At 63.2% G+C, this 6,253-nt stretch carries 6 protein-coding genes and 2 pseudogenes; 4 read left to right on the plus strand and 4 right to left on the minus strand.

What is annotated here, in order from left to right; all coding sequences use genetic code 11:
* Positions 1–66 precede the first annotated feature (66 nt).
* Positions 67–1,230, minus strand: a complete 1,164-nt coding sequence (locus KW83_RS18555) for an NAD-dependent epimerase/dehydratase family protein (protein WP_036182055.1) — start codon at positions 1,228–1,230, stop codon at positions 67–69.
* 135 nt (positions 1,231–1,365) lie between these two features.
* Here KW83_RS18555 and KW83_RS18560 point away from each other — a divergent pair, with 135 nt between their 5' ends.
* The 3 genes from KW83_RS18560 to KW83_RS18570 all read left to right on the plus strand — a co-directional run bounded on the left by KW83_RS18560 (position 1,366) and on the right by KW83_RS18570 (position 3,034).
* Positions 1,366–2,268 (plus strand): DUF4422 domain-containing protein, encoded by a 903-nt coding sequence (locus KW83_RS18560; protein WP_036182056.1) that lies wholly within the window; start codon positions 1,366–1,368, stop codon positions 2,266–2,268.
* Positions 2,269–2,419: 151 nt separating this feature from the next.
* Positions 2,420–2,680 carry a CopG family ribbon-helix-helix protein gene (locus KW83_RS18565; protein ID WP_036182058.1) on the plus strand — a complete coding sequence of 87 codons (261 nt, stop codon included), beginning with the start codon at positions 2,420–2,422 and terminating at the stop codon, positions 2,678–2,680.
* A 15-nt stretch (positions 2,681–2,695) separates the two neighbouring features.
* Complete coding sequence (locus KW83_RS18570) at positions 2,696–3,034, plus strand: type II toxin-antitoxin system RelE/ParE family toxin (protein WP_036182060.1); 339 nt, start codon at positions 2,696–2,698, stop codon at positions 3,032–3,034.
* A gap of 99 nt (positions 3,035–3,133) precedes the next feature.
* Here KW83_RS18570 and KW83_RS18575 read toward each other — a convergent pair.
* Positions 3,134–3,991: pseudogene (locus tag KW83_RS18575) on the minus strand (IS3 family transposase); the annotation flags it as partial.
* A 14-nt stretch (positions 3,992–4,005) separates the two neighbouring features.
* Positions 4,006–4,868 (minus strand): annotated as a pseudogene (locus KW83_RS18580) (DUF4158 domain-containing protein); the annotation flags it as partial.
* A 219-nt stretch (positions 4,869–5,087) separates the two neighbouring features.
* On the opposite strand from KW83_RS18580, the gene KW83_RS18585 reads away from it, so the two are divergent.
* Positions 5,088–5,663 carry a recombinase family protein gene (locus KW83_RS18585; RefSeq protein ID WP_036182062.1) on the plus strand — a complete coding sequence of 192 codons (576 nt, stop codon included), beginning with the start codon at positions 5,088–5,090 and terminating at the stop codon, positions 5,661–5,663.
* Positions 5,664–5,836: 173 nt separating this feature from the next.
* Here the strand turns inward: KW83_RS18585 and KW83_RS18590 are convergent.
* The coding region (locus tag KW83_RS18590; protein WP_036182065.1) for an integrase core domain-containing protein at positions 5,837–6,253 on the minus strand (417 nt) is incomplete at its 5' end.

A 6,253-nucleotide genomic window follows, 5' to 3' on the forward strand; every position in this document is an offset into this window, starting at 1 on the left:
GCCCGGGTCCTCCTGCAAGGGTCGCCCGGCGCGCGGTACGGGCGGCGGCGGGCGGCCGTCTCTAGCTCAGCGCCAAAGCGAGACGCAGGGGATCTTGGTCCGGTCGCAGCGATCCGCGTATTTCCGCGCGATTTCGCTTACCTCATGCACGATGCCGTCGGTGCCGCCCAGCTTGATCGGCTCCAGCCCCAGCCCGAGAAACCGGTCGTTGGCGACGTGCAGGTCGTTCTCCACCGCCTCGTTGCGCGGGTTATCCAGATAGGCGATCTCTGCCCCCATCATATCGTGGATCATCTGCGCCAGATCGCGGACGCGGTGGGTCTCGGTCATCTGGTTGAGAATGTTCACCCGCTCGCCCGACTGCGGCGGGTTCCCCAGCGCCAGCTCGATGCAGCGGCAGGTGTCCTGGATGTGGATGAAGGCGCGGGTCTGCCCGCCGGTGCCGTGCACCGTCATCGGATAGCCGATCGCCGCCTGCATGATGAAGCGGTTCAGCACCGTGCCGTAGTCGCCGTCGTAATCGAACCGGTTGATCAGCCCGGCGTGCATCTTGGTCTCGTCGGTCTGGGTGCCCCAGACGATGCCCTGGTGCAGGTCGGTGATCTTCACGCCGTCGTTCTTGTTGTAGAAGTGAAAGAACAGCTGATCCTGGCTCTTGGTCATGTGATAGATCGAGCCGGGGTTCGTCGGATAGAGGATCTCCTGCTCGGTTTCGCCCTCGCTGGTCTCTATCTTAACCTTCAGGTAGCCTTCGGGGATCTTCATCCCGGCGGTGCCGTAGCCATAGACGCCCATGGTGCCCAGGTGGACCAGATGGACGTCCTGGCCTGATTCCACGATCGCCGACAGCACGTCATTCGTGGCATTGAGATTATTGTTGACCGTGTATCGCTTGTGCGAGCTCGACTTCATCGAATAGGGCGCCGCGCGCTGCTCGGCGAAGTGGATGATCGCGTCAGGTTTCTCGTCCTCGATCAGCGTCAACAGGCGATGATAGTGCTCGCCGACCGTGAAGTTGTGGAACTTGATCTCGTTGCCGGTCAGCTCCTTCCAGACGCGAAGCCGTTCTCCGATCGGGCGGATCGGTGTCAGGCTGTCGACTTCCAGCTCCAGGTCGATCTCGCGGCGCGAGAGGTTGTCGACGATGATGACCTCATGCCCGCGACGGGAAAGATACAGCGCGTTCGGCCAGCCGCAAAAGCCGTCCCCGCCCAGAATGATGACTTTCATGTACTACGCCTCGTGCCTGTCGGATCCGCTGGTGGCGCTCTAGCGGTCTTTTCGGGGCAAGACAATGCGCCGCGCTGGACATTTTCCAAGGCGGAGGATAGCGCTTTGTCCGCTTCGCAATGGGATACGCCCCAGATGAGTCATGCCCCGTCTCCCCGCGTCCCGGAATGCCCGGCTGCCATCTATATCGCCTATCACAAGCCCGGCCCGCTGATCGCCAGCGCGGCCCTGCGGCCGATCCATGTCGGCCGCGCGGGTGCCGCCGCCGCGCTGGAGGGGATGGAGACCGATGCCGCAGGCGTCTCGATCTCAGAGCGCAACGCCAGCTATTGTGAGCTCACGGCTCACTACTGGGCCTGGCGGAACGACGCCGCCGCCCCGGTGCTGGGGCTGATGCATTACCGCCGAGTGCTGGATCTCGACACGGCGCCCGCGTCCCGCCGCCGTCCCTGGGAGCCGTCCGAAAGGTTCGTGCGCCGGTTCGATGCGGCGCTCTATGCCAGCCGCGTGGACGGGTTCCTGCGGCGCATGGAACGCGGCGGCCCCGACCTCGTAGTGCCGCACGCCACCCGCCTGAGATGCAGCGCCGCCGCGCAGTTCCGCCGGTTTCACGACCCGCGTGACCTGACGCTGCTGCGTGAGGCGGTGGGCGATCTCAGTTCGGAGTTCCTGCCGGACCTCGACCGCGCGCTCGGGTCATGGCGGGTCATCGTCGGCAACATCTTCGTCATGCGCCGCCCGGTGTTCGAGCACTACAGCGCGCTTCTGTTTCCGGTCCTCGACGCCGTTTACGACGCGCTAACCCCCGAGCTGGGCGCGCGCGACCCGTACCAGGCGCGTGTCATCGGCTTTCTGGCCGAACGGATGCTGACCGCCTACGCCCACGGAGAGTTGCTCCGCACGGCTACTTCCGGTATCGTGATCGAAAGCCGGGCGATCCTCAACACCGACTGGCCGCAGGTCGGCCGGATGCGGCTCCGCCGCCGGCTTCTGACTCGCTGGAACGGACTGGCGGCGCTGGTGCCCGCGCGACAGTGAACCGTGCCGGCGCCGTCCTGCATGGGGGCCATTCCAGAGCGATGCCGAAAACCGCAATCCGCACACTCACCATAAAACCCTTATCCGGCTTGACGTTGAAGTGTTTTGAATACACTGTATGACACCGTCGTCGCTTCTAGAGAGCCGTCCCATGCCTACCGCCATGTTCACCACCCGCCTCGACGCGGATCTCAAGGCCGAACTCGAGCGCATCGCGCGCGCCGAGGGCCGCTCTGCCTCCTGGGTGGCGAACCGGGCGATCCGCGCCTTCATCGAGGAGCGGCGTGCGGTGCGCGACCTCGTCGACCTGGGACTGGAGGCGGTCGCGCGCGAAGATCCCGGCGTGAGGCCCAAGACGGTCCACGATTGGATGGTGGCGGACGACGACCGGCCGTTTTCTTCGGAACGCTGAGCGCACCCGTCGCTCATGGCCGAGCTCGATCTGCGCTATCTCGCTACCGCGGAACACGGGCTCCGGTGGATGCGGACCTACTACAGTCGCAACCCGCAGCTCGATGTGGTCCGCGCCGTTGATGCGTTGCGGCGCTCCGAAGCCATGCTGCGAACCCACCCGGAAGCTGGACATCTGTACGAGGACTACGAAAACGTGCATGAGTGGAAGATCCCCAACACGGCTTTCTCGCTCCTCTACACATTGGCGCGCGGCACGGTCTGGGTGATCGACGTGCGTGACCAACGGGGCCTGAGCAGTGCGGACGCGCTGCGGGTCTTCACGGCAGAATTGCGGGCGGCGATGAAAACATAGGCCCGCCCTCGTCCGTGCCCCAGCTTGACCGATCCGAGATCTTGAAGCAGCGTCCCTGTGAACCGCCCCGGGTTTACCGGAGAGTTTCTGGTTCAATGATTAGGCTACTTTTTCGTCAGCGTACAAGCTTGCATAGAAGGCCTCCTCTGCTTCTTGCGGCGTGATGTAGCCAATGGCGCTGTGCAGGCGGGCGTTGTTATACCAGTCGACCCATTTCAGGGTTTCCCATTCGACCTGACCAACGCACCTCCAAGGGCCGAGGAGCTTGATGACCTCGGTTTTGAACAGGCCGATGACGCTTTCGGCCAGAGCATTGTCATAGGAATCCCCGACGCTGCCGACCGAGGTATCGATCCCGGCCTCGGCAAGCCGCTCGGTGTATCGGATCGATAGATATTGGCTGCCCCGGTCGCTGTGATGGATCAGTTTGTCAGCCTCAGACGGCGCCCTCTGGCAGATGGCCTGGTTCAGGGCATCCAGGACGAAACCTGTGGTCATCGAGGTCGAGACACGCCAGCCGACGATCTTGCGGGCGAAGACGTCGATGATGAAAACCACGTAGACCCTTCCCTGCCAGCTTGAGACGTAGGTGAAGTCGCTGACCCACAGCTGGTTCGGCATGTCCGCTACGAAGGCTCGGTTCACCCTATCGTCCGGGCAAGGTTGTGCCGTATCCGGATTGGTGGTGATGACCTTCTTTCCACGCACAACCCCTTGCAGCCGCATCACTTTCATTAGCCGCTCCACCGTGCATCGGGCGATGTCGTGTCCCTCGCGGCGCAGTTGGTGCCAGACCTTACGCGCGCCATAGCGGCCCCGGCTACCATCGAAGGCTTCCTTGATGGCAGCCATGTCCAGCCGATCCTGCCTGGCCCGGCTCGATGCCAGGCCCGGATCACGCTCCACAGCCTTGAAAGCGTAGAATGTTGATGGTGCGATCCCCAGAACCCGGCAGATCGGCCCAGCGAGACGGCGGCGAAGGTGTCGGTCAGTTGGGCCGCCTCGGCGACAAGCTCCTTGAGGGCTATCCAGCCGCCGGCATTGCCGACGGCCTCCTCAAGGGAGGCCTGGTCCTCATGCGCTTCCAGAAGCGCCGCGCCCAATGTCTTGAAGGATTTCAGGGTGTCCTTCAGCGCCGATTTGGCATCGTCCATCCGGGCGTCACATCGCGATTTCGCTTCGCGCCACGTCTTGCCGACGATGCGATCATGGGTCTCGACCACGGCGTCGGCAATGGCGCTAAGCCATTCCAGAGCACAAACCGCAAGGATGGCGAGGCGGCGGTCACCCGAGATATCTCCCTCAGATCTCCGGCGAAGTACCGTTCTCCCTGCCTGCGCAGTCGGGCAACGCCATGCGGTGGCACATCGGCAAGAACCCCCCGGTCTAGCGCCAGGGCCTGCAGGTATTCCAGGCGGTCCAGCAGGCGGTTCATGTCGGCCGAGTTCCGCCCGATCTCGAACTGACGCAGCCAGACGAACCGCGTGACCGAGCCGCCCGCATCATCGAGCAACAGGGCATCAAGCTGCTCATGTCGGGTTTCCTCGCGGGCAGCATATCCGGCCAGATCGTCAGGCCTCATCCCAAGCTGCGCGACCAGAAAGCGTGTAACTGCCAGCGGAATGACCTCTCCCGGCGCCAACAGCCGCCCAGGATACCGCAGCGCGCAAAGCTGCAGGGCAAAGCCGAAACGATTGCGGCGACGGCGGCGGGCATGAATGATTTCCAGATCGTCGTCCGCCAGAGTGTAGTGGCGCAGCATCGAGGCGTCATCGGTCGGCAGGTCGAACAATGCCGCCCGTTGGCGGTCGGTCAGAATGCTGCGTCTTGGCATGGCGGTCTTTCAGAAAATAGTGGTGGGCTTGCGTCCGTAAGGGGATCGGTCAACGGACGCTTGGAAGGCGGGCGGCTTCGTCTGCTGGATGACCTGTAAACATGGGCTTGGGCGCCGTCTCACATAGATGGTACGATAACAGTATCACTGACGGGGCCTCGTGCGTTACACGAAACGGAACCGAGGCGCGTTCGGGCGCCATCGCAGAGGAAACCACCCATGACCCGGATCGGCTACGCCCGGTGTTCGACCGACAAGCAGGATCTTGACGCGCAGCGGGCGGCCCTGGTCGATCTGGGCGTCGCGGAGGATCGCATCTACACCGACCACGGCCTGACCGGGACGAACCGGGAGCGGCCGGGTCTGGCCCAAGCCCTGGCGGCGGTGCGAGAGGGCGACACGTTCGTCGTGCCGAAGCTCGACCGCCTGGCGCGCTCCGTTCCTGATGCCCGCGCCATCGCGGCCGAGATCGAGGCGCGCGACGTGAAGCTTGCCCTAGGGGCAAGCGTTCACGACCCGAGCGACCCGATGGGAAAGATGTTCTTCAACATCCTCGCCACCTTCGCCGAGTTCGAGGCCGACCTCATTTGCATGCGCACCCGCGAAGGTATGGCCATCGCCCGTGCCAAGGGCAAACTTCATGGAAAACAGCCGAAACTCTCTGAAAAACAACAAAAAGAAATGAGCCGGATGCACGCCTCCGGCGAATATTCCATCAGCGATCTCGCTGAGTTCTTCTCCGTCTCAAGACCGACCGTCTACAGGACGCTGCAGCGAAATTCCGCAAAAAACTGAGCCTACGACGATATAAGCGCTTCTTCGCGGCAGTGGCCCCGCGTGGTTTTCTTGGCGAACGGAGAACTGTTCGAGAAGGAAATTGATCATGGTAAGAAGTGTTTACGTCGGCTTGGACGTCCATGCCGACACGATAGCGGTCGCAGTCGCCGACGAAGGCCGGCACGGTGAGATTAGGTGTCAGATCCCGCTTGATTGTATGGCCGCTTTTTGAAGAGCCTTGGCTTTTGGCGATGCCAGTCCTTGAGGGCGTCGATAGGCGTTCTGCCCTTCAGGACGGATTGCGGGAGCTGGCCGTTGTAGAGGCGGACATAGCGCAGGATCGTCTGCTCAAGGTCCTCGCCTGATCGGAAGCGATGACTCTGCAGGACGTCCTCGATCCGCCCGTTGAAGCGCTCCACCATGCCGTTGGTTTGCGGCCGCATCGGTGGTGCGAGGCGATGCTCGATCCCGAGGTCGGCACAGAGGCGGTCGAACTCGTGGTTGCCCGTGGCCGCGCGCTTGCGCAGGCCGAACAGCCGGTCGGTGAACTCCTTGCCGTTGTCGGTGAGAACACGTGTGATCTTCATCGGCGCGGCGCGCTCCAGGTC

It is taken from the genome of Palleronia rufa, assembly GCF_000743715.1.
Taxonomy (GTDB): domain Bacteria; phylum Pseudomonadota; class Alphaproteobacteria; order Rhodobacterales; family Rhodobacteraceae; genus Palleronia; species Palleronia rufa.